This is a genomic window from Streptomyces sp. SGAir0957, assembly GCF_043523415.1.
The window spans coordinates 4280120-4297259 of record NZ_CP027293.1; the positions used below are offsets into that span (position 1 = coordinate 4280120).

12 protein-coding genes and 1 tRNA gene are annotated in these 17140 nt (G+C 68.7%); 2 read left to right on the plus strand and 11 right to left on the minus strand.

Annotation, left to right across the window (positions count from 1 at the left end):
- Window positions 1-768 precede the first annotated feature (768 nt).
- Complete coding sequence (locus tag C1N81_RS23975; protein ID WP_394432330.1) at window positions 769-2229, minus strand: hypothetical protein; 1461 nt, start codon at window positions 2227-2229, stop codon at window positions 769-771.
- A 260-nt stretch (window positions 2230-2489) separates the two neighbouring features.
- The gene (locus C1N81_RS23980) at window positions 2490-2618 is read right to left on the minus strand and encodes a DLW-39 family protein (protein ID WP_003999697.1); all 129 of its coding nucleotides are present in this window, start codon (window positions 2616-2618) and stop codon (window positions 2490-2492) included.
- Between the two features lie 324 nt (window positions 2619-2942).
- On the opposite strand from C1N81_RS23980, the gene C1N81_RS23985 reads away from it, so the two are divergent.
- Window positions 2943-3269 carry a DUF6344 domain-containing protein gene (locus C1N81_RS23985; protein ID WP_394432332.1) on the plus strand — a complete coding sequence of 109 codons (327 nt, stop codon included), beginning with the start codon at window positions 2943-2945 and terminating at the stop codon, window positions 3267-3269.
- Window positions 3270-3718: 449 nt separating this feature from the next.
- Here C1N81_RS23985 and C1N81_RS23990 read toward each other — a convergent pair.
- The 9 genes from C1N81_RS23990 to dnaA form a co-directional block, all read right to left on the minus strand.
- Window positions 3719-3792: transfer RNA gene (locus C1N81_RS23990), tRNA-Ile, on the minus strand.
- Between the two features lie 166 nt (window positions 3793-3958).
- Window positions 3959-4627, minus strand: coding sequence for a DUF3566 domain-containing protein (locus tag C1N81_RS23995; protein ID WP_394432334.1), 669 nt, complete (start codon window positions 4625-4627; stop codon window positions 3959-3961).
- Between the two features lie 18 nt (window positions 4628-4645).
- A complete protein-coding gene (gene gyrA, locus C1N81_RS24000; RefSeq protein WP_394432335.1) occupies window positions 4646-7255 on the minus strand; it encodes a DNA gyrase subunit A in 2610 nt (869 codons plus the stop codon).
- A gap of 42 nt (window positions 7256-7297) precedes the next feature.
- On the minus strand, window positions 7298-9370 hold the full coding sequence (gene gyrB, locus C1N81_RS24005; RefSeq protein ID WP_394432336.1) for a DNA topoisomerase (ATP-hydrolyzing) subunit B: 2073 nt from the start codon (window positions 9368-9370) through the stop codon (window positions 7298-7300).
- 274 nt (window positions 9371-9644) lie between these two features.
- Window positions 9645-10205: a DUF721 domain-containing protein gene (locus C1N81_RS24010; RefSeq protein WP_394432338.1), complete on the minus strand. Its 561-nt coding sequence runs from the start codon at window positions 10203-10205 to the stop codon at window positions 9645-9647.
- Window positions 10202-11326 (minus strand): DNA replication/repair protein RecF, encoded by a 1125-nt coding sequence (gene recF / locus C1N81_RS24015; protein WP_394432340.1) that lies wholly within the window; start codon window positions 11324-11326, stop codon window positions 10202-10204. Before recF ends, C1N81_RS24010 begins: the two co-directional genes overlap by 4 nt.
- A gap of 144 nt (window positions 11327-11470) precedes the next feature.
- Window positions 11471-12346, minus strand: a complete 876-nt coding sequence (gnd, locus tag C1N81_RS24020; protein WP_394432342.1) for a phosphogluconate dehydrogenase (NAD(+)-dependent, decarboxylating) — start codon at window positions 12344-12346, stop codon at window positions 11471-11473.
- A gap of 197 nt (window positions 12347-12543) precedes the next feature.
- A complete protein-coding gene (gene dnaN, locus C1N81_RS24025; protein WP_394432344.1) occupies window positions 12544-13674 on the minus strand; it encodes a DNA polymerase III subunit beta in 1131 nt (376 codons plus the stop codon).
- A 901-nt stretch (window positions 13675-14575) separates the two neighbouring features.
- Window positions 14576-16606 (minus strand): chromosomal replication initiator protein DnaA, encoded by a 2031-nt coding sequence (dnaA, locus tag C1N81_RS24030; protein ID WP_394432346.1) that lies wholly within the window; start codon window positions 16604-16606, stop codon window positions 14576-14578.
- A gap of 383 nt (window positions 16607-16989) precedes the next feature.
- Here dnaA and rpmH point away from each other — a divergent pair, with 383 nt between their 5' ends.
- On the plus strand, window positions 16990-17127 hold the full coding sequence (gene rpmH, locus C1N81_RS24035) for a 50S ribosomal protein L34 (protein WP_006381191.1): 138 nt from the start codon (window positions 16990-16992) through the stop codon (window positions 17125-17127).
- The last annotated feature ends 13 nt before the right edge of the window (window positions 17128-17140 follow it).

Consider the following 17140-nt stretch of genomic DNA (forward strand, 5'->3'; position numbering starts at 1 on the left):
GGGCCCGAACTCGCATACGGCCGGGGCACCGACCACCAGCCAACACCCGCAACCGCAGCCGCAGCCCCCACCACGGAACCGCCCACTCCCTCGACCTCAGAGCCGGTGTCGGACCCGTCCCTCCCCTCGATGTCGGAGACGGGCAGCTTCCACCTGCCGCCCCCGGTTCCCACCGACTCCACCGACCCCTCCCTGGGCTCCACGCTTCCGCCTCCACCACCCGTCCCCCCAATGCCTACGGGCCAGCCGACCACCGGGACCCAGCTGCCCGAGCCGCCCCGGCACCGCCCGTCCGTCGCTCAGCCCCTCCCGGAATCCACGCCCACCCCACCCCGAACGCAGCCGCGCGCCCCACGGCCCTACCCCCAGAACAGCCCGACGGCCGACGCCACCCCTACCCCGCACTCCTCCAGCCGCGCCCACGCGGTCACCACCGTGGTCCCGTACGACGAGGACCGTCACTCTCTGTACGCAGCTCGCACCCCAGAAGTTCCCGAAGGTGACCGAGAGGAAAGCCGAGTAGGTCGCGAGGCCTCGAGCCGCGATGAACACCTCACCGCCCACCACCCAGGACCGCCCCCGAAAATCGCGATCCCGGTCCTGCTCATAGCCCTGATCTGCTTCACCATCGGCATCTGGGCCCTCACCCAGACCTAGCGCTCCCGGGGAATCCGAACCGAATCCGCACCCAACCGGCCACCAGCCCACCAGGCTGCCCCACCCACCTAGCCCAACCTCACCTCACACCACTCCACCCCTCAACCCAACTCAACCCACCCCTCTCACCCCTTTCACGCGCCGAACCGCCACCACCCACCACACCCCCATCCACAGCACCAGCGCACACCCCACACCAATCCCCGCAACCCCCACCACCAACATCCCCCCACTCCCCGCGGGCGAAGACGCGGCGGAGCCGGACGCCCCCGAGGCGGATGCCCCCGCTCCGGCGGATCCCCCGGACCCCGTACCACCGGTCGGCTCCCCGCGCCCGTCCTGCCCACCGGCGACAGCCGCACCGTCCTCACCAGAGCGCGGATCCGAGTCCTCCCAGACCGCGCCGCCCTCCCCCTTCTCGGCAGCGTCCCGATCCCCGTCCGTCACCTGGAACTCCCCGGGATCCCGCACATAGTCCGGTGGCTGTCGCCGCTCCCCCTCCACACCGATCCGCAACGTCAGCCCCGACGCCTTGTCCCCGAACTTCGACGCCATCGCCGGATTCAGCGTGACCTTGAGGTAGTACCAGCCGGCCAACCGCATCGCCGCCTCGTCGCCGCGCATCAGATAGCGGTTCTCGTAGGCGACCGGCGGCAATGGGTCGAACGCCGCCGACGTCGGATCCCCCGCGTAAGAGGCCTGCTTCGCCGCGACCGACGCCCGTGCCGGGTTGTAGAGCTCCATGTCGAGCGCCCCCGTCACGATCGCCGCCCGCGCCCCGTCCCCCGCCGAACTGCCCAACTCCGCGTCGACGGACAGCTGCTGTCCCCAATCCACCGGCACCCGGTAGAAGTGGCTCTGACCTGGACGGACACCGTCCTTCCACACCCCGCCCGGCAAGGCCACCGCGTCGTTGAACCCGGTTCCGCCGACCCGCCGCACACCTTTCTGCGTCGGCGGCTGCACCGAGGCCGACGGCCAGCTCTGCGGTCCCTGCGTGGGGGCGGGGGACACGAGGCCGGGTTCGGTGTCGACCTTCAGTTCGAGCCCCCAGGACTCCTGTGTCGACTCGGCGTCCGCCTTCCGCTCCACCACCACGTAGTACGTCCCCGCCGCCTGGCAGCGCAGCGCCCCCGGCCGTACGAGCCGCTCCGCGGTGGCCGCGACGGGCCGTGGATAGCCACCGGAGCGGAATGTCGAGCGCTCGGAGTCGCAACGGTTGCCGTCGCGGTCCTGGAGCGTCACGGCGATGCCGTCCGCGTAGGACGCCTTCACGCCTGCCCCGAGGGGCGGCACAGCGACGACCGACACGTACGCGTTGGCGGCTCTGTCGAGTTCGACGCGGTAATACGCGGCGCCGCTCATGCCTGCGCCGAGCGAACTGCGGTAGGTCCCACCCGCACTCAGCCGCGGCGCGTCCGTGCTGTTCGGCACGCTGGGCACCGTTGTGGCGTCTTCGGCGTAGACGTACGGATTCGCCACACCGCCGGTCACCGCCTTCGCGGTCGCGGCCGTGCCGGGCAGTGCGAACGCCATGGACGCCCCGGCGCCCAGCACCGCGCCGACGGCCACCGCCGTCCTCCCTCGCGCGCGCCATTCCCGCATCGGCCGCCTCTTGCGCCTCCCCATGGGGGGCCATCCTGCCGTTCTGCGGTGCGTACTGTCCGCCGTGCGCCGGAATCCCGCCAGTTATTCGCTGCAGTACTTACTGCCGCCGCGTACGTGGATACCGCCGCCCTGCGTCACGCGCAAGGCGAGGCGTACGGGCGCGGACAGCACAAGGCCCCGGCCGCTGAAGCGACCGGGGCCTGCGAAGTGACTGTTGTCGATACTCACGAACCCGTGGGCACGGAGTCAGTCGCCTCCGTCCACAGATCCTGCTCGGCGCGATCCGCCTGGATCTGGCGGTACACGAGGAGCCCGCCGATGGCGGCCAGTGCGACCAGGAGAAGCTTCTTCACCGCGCGACCTCGTCTTTCCTTGACGTAGGGGACTTCTGGCGCCCGACTATACACACCGGCCGATACCGATCGGTGACCTGGCCGCACCTCAACTCCCGGCCGGAAAACCGCAGTAGAACCGGATGACGCCACTCCGCGAATCACCCACACCTCCATGCAAAACGGAAAATCTTCCGCATCAACGGCGTTTCCAGGCCTCTTGCCTCCATCCGTGTGATGTTCATCTGAAGATCGACGCGGCGCGAGCGTCGGTCCCGCACTTCCGGCACCGCGTACACATCATGAGGAAAGTACGCAAATCGCCCAACCCGAAAGTGAGGGAACATGACCAAGAACCGGGTCATGACGCTGTGGACCGTCGTCATCTCTGCCTTCATCGCGCTCTTCTCGGCGCTCGGACTCGTCTCCCCGGCCGCCGCGGCCGCTCCCGTACAGCAGACGGAGGGGGCGTGCAGCGCGGCGGCCACCGTGCCCGCCCCGGCCTCCGCCCGCCCCTTCTGGAGCTTCAAGAGGTCCCTGCCACCGACGATGAAGCAGCGCATCCGGGCCGAGGCCCACGGTTCCTCCCCGAGCTGCCGCCACCGCCCGCCGGCCGACACCGAGCAGTCCGATGCCGACGCGGGCCTGTCGTCCGAAGCGCTGACGTCGTAGCCGCCGCCGGACGCCCCGTCCGACGCCCCGGCAGCACAAGCACGCACAAGCACGCACAACAGCCCGAACGAAGCCCAGCAGCACAGCAGAACCGCAGGACGGCAGGACCGCAGGACGGCACGACAGGGGCGTACGAGCCCCGACGCGGCCACGGCACCACCAGCGGGCGGCATCTCCTACGCCGCCCACGCCAAGCAGGCACCACAAGCGCATCGGCACCAAAGACGACGATGAAGACGAAGAAGACGAAGACAAAGACGCCGAAGAAGACGTCGCCCACGAAGACGACGCCAAAGACGGAACCGCAGACCTACGAGGCCCCAGCCATCCCCACCGGCTGAGCGGGCCCATTCGGCATGCCCGGGCGCAGCTCAGGCCGACCGGATGCACCACAGGCCCACCCCCACGCAAAAGACCCCCAGCCGATATCGACTGAGGGTCTTTCTCTGTGGGGCTAACAGGATTTGAACCTGTGGCCTCATCCTTATCAGGGATGCGCTCTAACCAACTGAGCTATAGCCCCGCCGCGCTTTGCGGTGTGTGTCCCGCGCGCTGACCTCTGAAGATTAGCGCACCTGGGGGCCAGTCCCAAAATCGATAGTCCTGGCCCGCCCACCAGCGGCTCTCGACGACCCGGCGCCAACCCGGCGACGACCCGCTGACGACCCGCTGACGACCCGCGAAAACGCCTACTCGTCCTCGGCGAGCGTGAGCTCGATGCCGCCGACGAAGCCCGCGGAGAGGTTGTAGATGAACGCGCCGAGCGTCGCGAGTGCCGTCGCCAGGACGACGTCGATGACCGCGATGACCGTCGTGAACATCAGCACGCGCGGCAGCGACAGGAACGACTGGAGATCGAAGCCATTGGACTCGTTGGAGCCCGTGGCCTCGGAGATCGTCCCGCCGACCGTGGAGAAGACGCCCATGGCGTCCATGACCATCCACAGCACGGCGGCCGCGATGATCGTGCAGATGCCGAGCGCGATGGACAGCAGGAAGCTGACCTTCATCACCGACCACGGGTCCGCCTTGGCGACGCGCAGGCGCGCCTTACGCGTGCGTGGCGTGGTGCGGGCGCCGGTGCGCGGCCTGCGCACCGCTCCGGCCGGCGCGTTCTGGTACGCCTGCGGCGGGTGGTACGGCTGAGCCGCTTGCTGCGGCTGTTGCCTTTCCCCGGGCAGAGCGCCGCCACCGTCCGCGTACTGCTGGGCCTGCGGACCTCGGGTGTCCGTCACAGTTCCCCCCTGGGATCCATGAGACTCGTGCGAGTCTGTCGAGTCATGAGCGGAGCCACGGCCGCCCTCGGTTTCCGTACCGGTCGATGTGCCGGTAGAGCCTGCGCCCGTGGCTCCGCTCACGATGACTCTCTCCTCGCGCTACTCGGCCGAGGACTGCTCGCCCTCGTCCGTTACGACGGCCGTTTCGTCCTGGGCCGTTGCGTCGGTCACGGTGCCGTCCGCGTCCGCGTCGTCACCGTCGACCTCCTCGGCCTCACGACCGGCCTCGGCGTTGCGAGCGATACCGACGACGGCATCGCGCTTGCCAAGGTTGATCAGTTGGACGCCCATGGTGTCACGGCCTGTCTCCCTGACCTCGTTGACGCGCGTACGGATCACACCGCCGGAGAGCGTGATGGCGAGGATCTCGTCCGTCTCCTCGACCACCAGCGCGCCGACGAGCGAACCACGGTCCTCCACGATCTTGGCAGCCTTGATGCCGAGGCCGCCACGGCCTTGCACACGGTACTCGTCGACCGCGGTCCGCTTGGCGTAGCCACCGTCCGTGGCGGTGAAGACGAACGTACCGGGCCGGACGACATTCATCGAGAGCAGTTCGTCGCTCTCGCGGAAACTCATCCCCTTGACGCCCGAAGTGGCGCGGCCCATGGGCCGCAATGCCTCGTCCGTCGCGGTGAACCGGATCGACTGCGCCTTCTTGCTGATGAGCAGCAGGTCGTCCTCGGCCGAGACCAGCTCGGCGCCGATCAGCTCGTCGTCCGCGCCGTCGGCCGTCTCGCGCAGGTTGATGGCGATGACACCGCCGGAGCGGGGCGAGTCGTAGTCCTTGAGCGACGTCTTCTTCACCAGGCCCGCCTTGGTGGCGAGGACCAGGTACGGCGCGGCGTCGTAGTCGCGGATCGCGAGGATCTCCGCGATCGCCTCGTCGGGCTGGAAGGCGAGCAGGTTCGCCACGTGCTGCCCGCGCGCGTCCCGCCCGGCGTCGGGAAGCTCGTACGCCTTGGCGCGGTACACGCGGCCCTTGTTGGTGAAGAACAGCAGCCAGTGGTGGGTCGTGGAGACGAAGAAGTGGTCGACGATGTCGTCTTCCTTGAGCTTCGTCCCGCGTACGCCCTTGCCGCCGCGCTTCTGGGAGCGGTAGTCGACCGTCTTGGTGCGCTTGACGTAGCCGCCACGCGTGATGGTGACGACGATGTCCTCCTCGGCGATGAGGTCCTCGATGGACATGTCACCGTCGAAGGGCACGAGCGCGGAGCGCCGGTCCTCGCCGAACTTGTCGACGATCTGCTGGAGCTCCTCGCTGATGATCTGGCGCTGCCGCTCGGGCGAGGCCAGGATCGCGTTGTACTCGTTGATCTTCTGCTGCAGTTCGTCGTGCTCGGCGACGATCTTCTGGCGCTCCAGGGCGGCCAGTCGGCGCAGCTGCATCTCGAGGATGGCGTTGGCCTGGATCTCGTCGATCTCCAGAAGGCCCATGAGGCCCTCTCGCGCGATCTCTACGGTGTCGCTGCGCCGGATGAGGGCAATGACCTCGTCGATGGCGTCCAGGGCCTTCAGGAGGCCGCGCAGGATGTGCGCGCGCTCCTCGGCCTTGCGCAGCCGGAACTTGGTGCGCCGGACGATGACCTCGACCTGGTGGGCGACCCAGTGGCGGATAAAGGCGTCGAGCGACAGGGTGCGCGGCACTCCGTCGACGAGGGCCAGCATGTTGGCGCCGAAGTTCGTCTGCAGGTCGGTGTGCTTGTAGAGGTTGTTCAGGACGACCTTGGCGACGGCGTCCCGCTTCAGGACGATGACCAGGCGCTGACCGGTGCGCGAGCTCGTCTCGTCGCGGACGTCCGCGATGCCGCCGACCCTGCCGTCCTTGACGAGGTCGGCGATCTTCTGGGCGAGGTTGTCCGGGTTGACCTGGTAGGGGAGTTCGGTGACCACCAGGCACTGGCGGTTCTGGATCTCCTCGACCTCGACGACCGCGCGCATCGTGATGGAGCCGCGCCCGGTGCGGTACGCCTCTTCGATGCCCTTGCGGCCCACGACAAGGGCGCCGGTCGGGAAGTCGGGGCCCTTGATGCGCTCGATGAGGGCTTCCAGGAGCTCCTCGTGCGAGGCCTCCGGGTTCTCCAGGCACCACTGGGCGCCGGCCGCGACCTCGCGCAGGTTGTGCGGCGGGATGTTGGTCGCCATGCCGACCGCGATGCCCGCCGAGCCGTTGATCAGCAGGTTCGGGAAGCGGGACGGCAGGACGGTCGGCTCCTGGGAGCGGCCGTCGTAGTTGTCCGTGAAGTCGACGGTCTCCTCGTCGATGTCGCGGACCATCTCCATGGACAGCGGCGCCATCTTGCACTCGGTGTACCGCATGGCGGCCGCCGGGTCGTTGCCGGGAGAGCCGAAGTTGCCGTTGGAGTCCACCAGCGGCATCCGCATCGACCACGGCTGCGCCAGGCGGACCAGGGCGTCGTAGATCGAGGAGTCGCCGTGCGGGTGGTAGTTGCCCATGACGTCGCCGACGACGCGGGCGCACTTGTAGAAGCCCTTCTCGGGCCGGTAGCCGCCGTCGTACATGGCGTACAGGACGCGGCGGTGCACGGGCTTCAGGCCGTCGCGCACGTCGGGCAGCGCGCGGGACACGATGACGGACATCGCGTAGTCGAGGTACGAGCGCTGCATCTCCGTCTCGAGCCCGACGGGCTCGACACGGAGGGCGATCTCGCCCTCTTCAGGGGTAACCGGGGTGTTCTCGTCGGCCATTGCTGGTGACAATCCTTTCTGCGGCGGTCAGCTGAGACCGACTCAGATGTCGAGGAAACGGACGTCCTTGGCGTTGCGCTGGATGAACGAGCGGCGTGCCTCGACGTCCTCGCCCATGAGGACCGAGAACAGGTCGTCGGCCTGGGCGGCGTCGTCCAGGGTGACCTGGCCGAGCACGCGGTGCTCTTGGTCCATCGTGGTGATGCGCAGCTCCTCGGCGTTCATCTCACCGAGACCCTTGAAGCGCTGGACCGAGTCGTCCCGGATGCGCTTGCCCGCCTGGCGGCCCATCTCGATCAGGGCGTCGCGCTCACGGTCCGAGTAGGCGTACTCGAAGTCCTCGCGACCCCACTTGATCTTGTACAGGGGCGGCCGGGAGAGGAAAACATGGCCGGCCTCGACCAGGGGCCGCATGAAGCGGAAGAGGAAGGTCAGCAGCAGGGTGTTGATGTGCTGGCCGTCGACGTCGGCGTCCGCCATCAGGATGATCTTGTGATAGCGGAGCTTCTCGATGTCGAAGTCCTCGTGGACCCCGGTGCCGAACGCGGAGATCAGCGCCTGGATCTCCTGGTTCTGCAGGATCTTGTCGATCCGCGCCTTCTCGACGTTGAGGATCTTGCCTCGGATCGGGAGGATCGCCTGGTACTGCGGGTTCCGGCCGGACTTGGCCGAGCCGCCGGCGGAGTCACCCTCGACGATGAAGATCTCGCACTTGGTGGGGTCGTTCGACTGGCAGTCGGAGAGCTTGCCCGGCAGGGACGCCGACTCGAGGAGACCCTTGCGGCGCGTCAGGTCGCGCGCCTTGCGGGCCGCCACGCGCGCGGTGGCCGCCTGGATCGACTTGCGGATGATGTCCGACGCCTCGACCGGGTTGCGGTCCAGCCAGTCCGTCAGGTGCTCGTGCACGACCTTCTGGACGAACGTCTTCGCTTCGGTGTTGCCCAGCTTGGTCTTGGTCTGGCCCTCGAACTGAGGCTCGCCCAGCTTGACCGAGAGGATGGCGGTCAGACCCTCGCGGATGTCGTCGCCCGTGAGGTTGTCGTCCTTCTCGCGCAGCAGCTTCTTGTCGCGCGCGTACCGGTTGATGAGACCGGTCAGCGCGGCCCGGAAGCCCTCCTCGTGCGTGCCGCCCTCGTGCGTGTGGATCGTGTTGGCGAAGGAGTAGACGCCTTCGCTGTAGCTCGTGTTCCACTGCATCGCGACCTCGACGGAGAGCAGCCTCTCCTTGTCCTCGGCCTCGATGTCGATCACGGAGGGGTGGACGACCTCGCCCTTGCGGGAGTTGAGGTACTTCACGAAGTCGACGATGCCGCCTTCGTAGTGGTACGTCACCGAACGCGCTTCGTTGTCGTCCTTGGCGTCGGCGGTGTCCGCGCCCACGACGGCCTTGGCGGAGTCGCGCTCGTCCGTGAGCTTGATCGTCAGGCCCTTGTTGAGGAAGGCCATCTCCTGGAAGCGCCGCGACAGCGTCTCGAAGGAGTACTCGGTGGTCTCGAAGATGTCACCGTCGGCCCAGAAGGTGACCGACGTACCGGTCTCCTCGGTGGCCTCGTGCTTGGCGAGCGGCGCGGTCGGCACCCCCGCCTTGTAGTCCTGCGTCCAGCGGTGGCCCTCTGTCTTGATCTCGACGGAGACCTTGGTGGACAGCGCGTTGACGACGGAGACGCCGACGCCGTGCAGACCACCGGAGACGGCGTAGCCGCCGCCGCCGAACTTGCCGCCCGCGTGCAGGACGGTCAGCACCACCTCGACGGCCGGCTTGCCCTCGGAAGGGATGATGCCGACGGGGATGCCGCGGCCGTTGTCGATGACGCGGACCCCGCCGTCGGGCAGGATCGTCACGTCGATGGTGTCGGCGTGCCCGGCCAGGGCCTCGTCGACGGAGTTGTCCACAACCTCCTGCACCATGTGGTGAAGGCCACGCTCACCGGTCGAGCCGATGTACATGCCGGGTCGCTTGCGGACCGCGTCCAGCCCTTCGAGGACGGTGATCGCGCTCGCGTCGTACGAGGCTTCAGTCGCCCCTACGTGCACGCGCGCGTCTGCGTCGGTGGACGGGATGTTCTCGTTGGGGTTGCCGGAATCGGCCACGAAGCGCCCTTTCTGGCACAGCACAAGCCAAGCTCCCGGTTGGTGGCCGGTGCGGCTGCGGCGTGTTGGTTCGGTAAGCCCTGTCAGCGTTGCTCGGTGCGTCCCACAAGTGGGGCGGGATTAGCTTCCAGTCTACCGGTAGCGCCGACAGTGATGGGGGTTTGGCGGTACCTGAGTCCGCATGTGCCGCCCTCAACCGGTCTCGGCCGACTCCCCATATGCGGAACGGGGCTCCAAGAGGCTCACAGCGGCACTCAGCGCTTCGGGGTGTCAACCCCCAGCTACCGGGGCTCCGCGGTCACCCGAAGGTGTCGTCGTGACCCGTGCTCCCAGGGGCGCGCAAGGGGCCGTAGCGGCGCGGGCCACCCCCGGGATTCCTGATGTCGATGCGGCGCACGGTGCCGTGCCCGAGGTCCTCGTTGAGCCGCCTGACCAGCTGCTGCGCCAGCATCCGCACCTGCGTCGCCCAGGCCGTCGAATCGCACTGCACCACCAGGACGCGCTCGTCCTCGTCGTACTTCTGCGGCACGCAGTGCCTGGCCAGCTCCTCGCCGACGATCTGCGGCCAGCGGCCCATGACGCCGCCGACCGCGGCCGGCGTCTCCCAGCCGCGCTCGGTGATCAGCCGGTTGATGGCGGGCCCGAGCCCCATCGGGTCCCGTCCGTCCGCGCGGGCGCCCGAGCGCAGCGAGCCGCCGCGGCGGACCTGCTTCTTCTGCTGTGCCGCCGCGCCACGCGCGCGTGCGGCCTCTTTCGCGGCGCGCAGGGCGACGCGGGCGAGGTCGACCCCGGAGGGTTCCGGCGCCGGCTTCCGCGGCTTGTCCGCGCCCTGGTCCGCGTCGAATGTGCCGTCGCTCACAGTCGCTCCACCGTCCCCTCGGAGACGGCGTACCGCGTGCCCGTGAGCACCCCCGGTACGTCGTCGTCGACCGCCGCCGTCACCAGGACCTGCTCGCCCGGCGCCACGAGCTCCGCCAGACGCTCCCTGCGGCGCGCGTCCAGCTCCGCGAAGACGTCGTCGAGGACGAGCACCGGCTCGTTCCCCTCGGCCTTCAGAAGGTCGTACGAGGCCAGGCGCAGCGCCAGCGCGTACGACCAGGACTCGCCATGGCTGGCGTACCCCTTTGCGGGCAGCCGCCCGAGCTTCAGGAGCAGTTCGTCGCGATGCGGGCCGACCAGGGTGACGCCCCGCTCGATCTCCTGCTTGCGGGCCTCCTCCAGGGCGGCGAGGAGCTGCTCGTAGAGCTCCTCGCGCGCGTGCCCGGTGATCTGCGGCGAGGACGGCTTGTAGTCGAGGGCGACCGGCCCGCCGCCGGGCGCGAGCTGCTCGTACGCCTTGTCGGCCAGCGGTTGCAGCGTCGCGATGAGGTCGAGCCGCTGGGCGAGGAGTTCCGCGCCCACGCGCGCGAGGTGCTGGTCCCACACGTCGAGGGTGGAGAGGTCCATGGTGCGGCCGCCGTGGCGCCGGGCCAGCGCCGCGGACTTCAGGAGCGTGTTGCGCTGCTTGAGGACGCGGTCGTAGTCGGAGCGCACGCCGGCCAAGCGCGGAGAGCGGGCGGTGATCAGCTCGTCGAGGAAGCGGCGCCGCTCACCGGGATCGCCCTTGACCAGGGCGAGGTCTTCGGGCGCGAACAGCACGGTCCGTACGATGCCGAGCACGTCACGCGGCCTGACCTGCGAGGACCTGTTGATGCGGGCGCGGTTGGCCTTGCCGGGGTTGAGTTCGAGCTCGATGAGCTGCTGGCGCTCGCCCTGGCGCACCTGGGCCCGGATGACGGCGCGCTCGGCGCCCATCCTGACCAGCGGGGCGTCGGAGGAGACGCGGTGGCTGCCCAGGGTGGCGAGATAGCCGACGGCCTCGACGAGGTTCGTCTTGCCCTGCCCGTTGGGGCCCACGAACGCGGTGACGCCCGGGTCGAGGGCGACCTCGGCCCGGGGGTACGAGCGGAAGTCGGCCAGCGACAAATGCGTGACGTGCATGGTCGTGGGCCGACCTCCCCCAGTGGTTCGCGTGGTGCCGTGCCCGGCTGTGGGTCAGCCGTGCACAGCTGTGGATCAGTTCTTCTTCGCCTGTGGACCGGTTGTCCCGGCCTGTGGATCAGGCTTTTTGTCCGGCCTGTGGATTCAGGCCTTCTCGACGGCGTGGCCGCCGAACTGGTTGCGCAACGCGGCGATCATCTTCATCTGCGGCGAGTCCTCCTGCCGCGAGGAGAAGCGGGCGAAGAGCGACGCGGTGATCGCGGGCAGCGGCACCGCGTGGTCGATGGCCGCCTCGACGGTCCAGCGGCCCTCACCGGAGTCGGCCGCGAAGCCGCGCAGCTTGCCGAGGTGCTCGTCGTCGTCCAGGGCGTTGACCGCCAGGTCGAGCAGCCAGGAACGGATGACCGTGCCCTCCTGCCAGGAGCGGAAGACCTCGCGCACGTCGGTCACCGAGTCGGCGGCCTCCAACAGCTCCCAGCCCTCGGCGTAGGCCTGCATCATGGCGTACTCGATGCCGTTGTGGACCATCTTGGAGAAGTGGCCCGCGCCGACCTTGCCCGCGTGCACCGAGCCGAAGTCACCCTCCGGCTTCAGCGCGTCGAAGACCGGCTGGACCTTGGCGATGTTCTCCTCGGTGCCGCCGTACATCAGCGCGTAGCCGTTCTTCAGGCCCCACACACCGCCGGAGACGCCGCAGTCGACGAAGCCGATGCCCTTCACGCCCAGCTCGGCCGCGTGCTTCTCGTCGTCCGTCCAGCGCGAGTTGCCGCCGTCCACGACGACGTCGCCCTCGGAGAGCAGCTCCTTCAGCTCGTCGACGGTGGACTGGGTCGCGGCGCCCGCCGGGACCATCACCCACACCACACGCGGGCCCTTGAGGCTGCCCACAAGCTCTTCCAGGCTGTGGACGTCCGCGAGGTCCGCATTGCGGTCGTAGCCGATGACGGTGTGGCCCGCGCGGCGGATGCGCTCGCGCATGTTGCCGCCCATCTTGCCGAGGCCGACGAGACCGAGCTCCATCAGTGGTTCCTTACGTTGCGACAGGGCGTGGAGAGGCATGTACCGGCACGTCACCGCGCCCGCGTACCCGCGTCCGAGCCTAAACCTGGGGGCGCCGCCCACGCCTTTCGGGCGACGGGCGCCCCACAAGGCGCTCAGAGGCGCGAAAAGGGCACGGTCGCTCGGGCGGGACCCCGGACGACGTGCCCTTCAGCGACTCAGCCGGACAGTCGCACCGGCATGATCAGGTACTTGTACGCGTCGTCCGCCTCGGCGTCCACCGCGGGCTTGCCGCTGAGCAGCGCCGGCTTGGTGGAGGTCGTGAACGACAGCTGGGCGACCGGGGAGTCGATCGCGCTCAGGCCGTCGAGCAGGAACGTCGGGTTGAACGCGATCGAGATGTCGTCGCCCTCCAGCTGGGCGTCGACCCTCTCCACAGCCTGTGCGTCGTCGCTGGAGCCTGCCTCCAGGATGAGCACGCCCTGCTCGAAGCTGAGCCGCACCGGGGTGTTGCGCTCGGCGACCAGGGCCACACGCTTGACGGCCTCCACGAAGGGGGCGGTCTCGATGACGGCCACGGAGTTGAACTCCGTCGGGAACAGCGTGCGGTACTTCGGCAGGTCGCCCTCGAGAAGGCGGGTGGTGGTGCGGCGGCCCGCGCCCTCGAAGCCGATGAGGCCCTCGCCCGCACCGGAGCCGGAGAGCGCCAGGGTGACCGTGTCGCCGCTCGTGAGCGCCTTGGCGGTGTCCAGGAGCGTCTTGGCGGGCACCAGGGCGACCGCGGACGCCTCGGGGTCCTCCGGCTTCCACAGGAACTCGCGGACCGCGAAGCGGTAGCGGTCGGTGGAGGCGAGCGTCACCGTGTCGCCCTCGATCTCGATGCGCACGCCGGTGAGGACGGGCAGCGTGTCGTCGCGGCCGGCGGCGATGGCCACCTGCTGGGCGGCCGAGGCGAAGACCTCACCGGGAACGGTGCCCGTGGCGGTCGGCATCTGCGGCAGCGCCGGGTACTCCTCCACAGGCAGGGTGTGGAGTGTGAATCGCGAGGAGCCGCAGACCACGGTCGCTCGTACACCGTCTGTGGAGATCTCCACCGGACGGTTGGGGAGGGCGCGGCAGATGTCGGCGAGGAGACGGCCGGAGACGAGCACCGTGCCCTCTTCGTCGATCTCCGCGTCCACGGAGACGCGTGCCGAGACCTCGTAGTCGAAGCTCGACAGGCTGAGCGCCCCTTCTTCGGCCTTCAGGAGAAGGCCAGCGAGGACAGGCGCAGGCGGTCGTGCCGGGAGGCTGCGCGCCGCCCAGGCCACTGCCTCCGCGAGTACGTCGCGTTCCACCCGGATCTTCACCGTAAGCCGCCTCCTGCTGTTGCTGGCTGCTCTCGCCCTGCGTTGGTCATCGGTCTCGTCGTCAGACGTGGTGTCGCTCGGCCCACCGATGGGGAGAACACCGGGGACCAGTCTGACGCACCGCACTGACAGTCGGTGCCTGTCGGGGTCAAGTCGTGCCGAGCGGCAGTCGGGCCGCCGGGAGCGAGTTGTGCACAGCCCCCACTTCGAAACGAATTCCCAGCTCTCTCTAGTTGGGAGTAGTAGTAGGGCCTGTGGAAACCGTGGATAACCCCGTTTCCGCAGGTCAGAGCCGGTTTTTTGTCCACTGGGCCTGTGGGCGGGGGCGGTGGACAACCCGTCCTATCTGTGGACGGCGAAAAGTTCTGCACACCCGATGCACAGGCGAGGGCCACTTCTCCCCAGAGCCGTCCCCAGCTTTACCCACGTTCCCCACAGCCCAACCCACCCCCTCGGTGTGACGGCTTTCACTCGGCCCGGTGATGGAGCGCGTCGCGTTGCCGAACAGTGGACAGCGATGTGGAGAAGCTTCCCTCCGCTGTGCACAACAGCTGAGATCCTGTGGGTCGCCGGTGGACAACGCAGTGCACAGGCTGTGGATGAAAAGTCTGTCCACAGCCTGTGGAGAACTTCTGTCCACCAATCCACACCCACCTGACCTGGCCTGATGAGATTTCACTACCGTGCGCTGTGGACACCGTCTGGACAACTTCGCCCTCCCCAGGCTGTGGAGCGAAAAAATCCGGCACATCTGTGGAGAACAGCCGTAACGTGCCAAGTAATCGAACAGTGACGGGGTCCGCGCTCGTACGCAGCAGCGATCGCGCGCGCGTTCGCCCACGAAGAAGGGCGCCCCGGGAGGGTTCCCGAAGCGCCCTTGAGGGACGTAACCGGCTTGCTGTCAGCCGTTCTTGATGCGGTTCGTGAGCTCGGTGACCTGGTTGTAGATGGAGCGCCGCTCGGCCATGAGGGCGCGGATCTTGCGGTCGGCGTGCATCACGGTGGTGTGGTCGCGGCCGCCGAACTGGGCGCCGATCTTCGGCAGCGAGAGGTCCGTCAGCTCGCGGCAGAGGTACATGGCGATCTGCCGGGCCGTCACCAGGACGCGGCTGCGGGAGGATCCGCAGAGGTCCTCCACCGTGAGCCCGAAGTAGTCGGCCGTCGCCGCCATGATGGCCGTCGCCGTGATCTCGGGGGACGCGTCCTCACCACCGGGGATCAGATCCTTGAGGACGATCTCGGTGAGCCCCAGGTCCACAGGCTGTCGGTTGAGCGACGCGAAGGCCGTGACCCGGATCAACGCCCCTTCCAGCTCACGGATGTTGCGCGAGATGCGGGACGCGATGAACTCAAGGACCTCCGGCGGGGCGTTGAGCTGCTCCTGCACCGCCTTCTTGCGGAGGATCGCGATACGCGTCTCCAGCTCGGGCGGCTGAACGTCCGTGATCAGACCCCACTCGAACCGGTTGCGCAGCCGGTCCTCGAGCGTGACCAGCTGCTTGGGCGGCCGGTCGCTGGAGAGCACGATCTGCTTGTTGGCGTTGTGGAGCGTGTTGAAGGTGTGGAAGAACTCCTCCTGCGTCGACTCCTTGTCCGCCAGGAACTGGATGTCGTCGACGAGCAGGATGTCCATCTCGCGGTAGCGCTTGCGGAAACTGTCGCCCTTGCCGTCGCGGATGGAGTTGATGAACTCGTTGGTGAACTCCTCGGAGCTCACATAGCGCACGCGCGTGCCCGGGTAGAGGCTGCGGGCGTAGTGCCCGATGGCGTGCAGGAGGTGCGTCTTGCCGAGCCCCGACTCTCCATAGATGAAGAGGGGGTTGTACGCCTTCGCCGGCGCTTCGGCGACAGCGACCGCGGCTGCGTGCGCGAACCGGTTCGAGGCGCCGATGACGAAGGTGTCGAAGAGGTACTTGGGGTTCAGGCGAGCGGTCGGCTCACCGGGACCGGTCGCGGGCGCGGGCTGCGCGGCCAGCGGGCCCGGAGCGCCGCTGGGGACACCGCGTCCGCCGGGGCCGCCGGGTCCCGACGGGCCATTGTCCTGGCCGTGGCGGCCGCCCATCGACAGCTCACCCGGATCGCGCCGCTGCTGGCGCTCGCGCGGGGAGTCGTAGGAACCGCGCTCCTCATAAGAAGGGCGCTCGTCGTAGGAAGGCCGCTCTTCATAAGAGGAGCGTTCGTCGTAGGAAGACCGCTCTTCATAGGAGGAGCGGTCCCCCTGGTTCTGCTCGTAGGGCGAGCGTTCCGGCTGCTGGCCGTAGCGGCCGCGCTCGGTCTCGTACGACTGCTGCTCGTAGGGCGAGCGATCCTGCTGCCGGTAGTCGTGCTGGGGCTGCGGGGGCGACGCGTACGGGTCCCGCTCCGGGAAGCCGAGGCGGGGCTGCTGCCAGCTGTACTCGTCCTGCTGCGGGCGCGGCCAGGCGCCCGGCTCGGGGCGCTGGTAGTCCGGGTAGGCCGGGCGGGCGGTCGGCAGCTGGTCGGCGCGCGATGGCTGCTGGTCGCCGCGCTGGCCGTGCTCCTCCGGGCCGCGTCGCTCGTAGCCGTCGTAGGAGTCGCGGCTGTCGTACGTGTCGCGCTGCTGGCCGGCGGCCGGGGGCTCGGCGTCCTCATAGCGGTGCTGCTGGACCGGCGGGGCCGGGGGCGCGGGGGTCTCGCCGACGGAGTCGTCGACCGTGATCGCGATACGGATGGGGCGCCCGCACTCGCGGCTCAGCGTTTCGCTGACGACCGGGGCGAGGCGGCCTTCGAGTACGCCCTTGGCGAATTCGTTGGGGACCGCGAGGAGTGCGGTGTCGGCGACCAGCGCGAGCGGCTGGCAGCGCCGGATCCAGTGTTCGTCCTTCGTCTCGACGCCCTGCCCGCGGCCTTCCCCGAGGAGTTTCTCCAGAACTTGTGGCCACACTGCGGCAAGATCGGCAGGTACGTCAGCCACAGGGCACGCTCTCTCGCTGGTCCCACGAACGTGTGATTCCTGGGACGGGTCGGGAAGAAAATCGGGTGGGGTGGTGAGAAGGGAACGAATCGGAGTTCAGCCACGGTAGTCAGCGCGACCGCTGCGGTTCAAGTTGTTGTCCCCAGCCTGTGGACAGTGTCTCCCGCGTGGGGCCGGTTTGACCGGATGGCGTAGCCGCGCGTACCGTAACCAGGTCGAGTTGTCGATGGCTGCTGCCGCCTGCCTCCGATGGGCAAGATCGCGGTCCCCCGGTTCCACGGGGGTCGTGTAGCGGTGCACTCGGGCGTATTGCGAGCTACTCGTGGGCGCACGGTGACAGCCAGGCGATGTCCCGCCACCACACGATTTTCTGGAGCCCCCGAGTGAGCAAGCGCACCTTCCAGCCGAACAACCGCCGTCGCGCCAAGACCCACGGTTTCCGCCTTCGCATGCGGACCCGTGCCGGCCGTGCGATCCTCGCCAACCGTCGTGGCAAGGGTCGCGCCAGCCTGTCCGCCTGATCTCGTAATCAGG

What these genes read in the sequence shown, in the direction of transcription:
- recF (WP_394432340.1), bottom strand. Translation starts at nt 11,326, where the DNA reads ATGCACGTCACGCATTTGTCGCTGGCCGACTTCCGCTCGTACCCCCGG.
- gnd (WP_394432342.1), bottom strand. Translation starts at nt 12,346, where the DNA reads ATGGAGCTCGGTCTCGTCGGCCTCGGCAAGATGGGCGGCAACATGCGC.
- gyrA (WP_394432335.1), bottom strand. Translation starts at nt 7,255, where the DNA reads ATGGCCGACGAGAACACCCCGGTTACCCCTGAAGAGGGCGAGATCGCC.
- C1N81_RS23985 (WP_394432332.1), top strand. Translation starts at nt 2,943, where the DNA reads ATGACCAAGAACCGGGTCATGACGCTGTGGACCGTCGTCATCTCTGCC.